1 protein-coding gene is annotated in these 498 nt (G+C 34.9%); it reads left to right on the top strand.

Annotated features, from left to right (window positions below):
• Positions 1–347 (top strand): DoxX family membrane protein (locus MWU84_RS24105; RefSeq protein WP_246906595.1); only part of this gene is annotated, 347 nt, incomplete at its 5' end.
• Positions 348–498: the final 151 nt, after the last annotated feature.

Below are 498 nucleotides of genomic sequence, written 5' to 3'. Positions count from 1 at the left end.
TATTCGGATTAATGATGATTAATTCAGGATTAAACAAATTCTTCAACTATATGCCTATGCCTGAAATGTCTGAAGAAATGATGCAAATTATGGGCGGATTTATGACAATTAAATGGATTTTTCCGCTTGTAGCAATTATTGAAATCATTGGAGGTACTTTAATAGCAATCCCAAAAACAAGAGCATTGGGTGCGCTAGTAATTCTTCCTGTAATGGTAGGAATATTTGTTCATCATTTAATACACGACCTAACAGGAATTGGAATCGCATTAATACTATTCGTAATTAATATTTGGGCAATAGTTGCCAACTGGAATAAATACGAACCAATCATAAAAGGCGAATAGAAAAGAATAAAAAGAGAATTCTATTCTATGATTAGGAAGTAATTAAAACACTACTGCCAATAACTAAGACTTCGTGTGGTCGGTACGGCCAAACATGAAGACCGTGTTGACTGAACCGGGTCCTGTTTTCCCTTACTATGGGGATTGCTAT

Origin of the sequence: Arenibacter sp. F20364, assembly GCF_023015905.1 — a bacterium.
Taxonomy (GTDB): domain Bacteria; phylum Bacteroidota; class Bacteroidia; order Flavobacteriales; family Flavobacteriaceae; genus Arenibacter.
The sequence above is the reverse complement of the archived record's forward strand: the minus strand, read 5'-3'. Positions and strand labels throughout refer to the sequence as shown.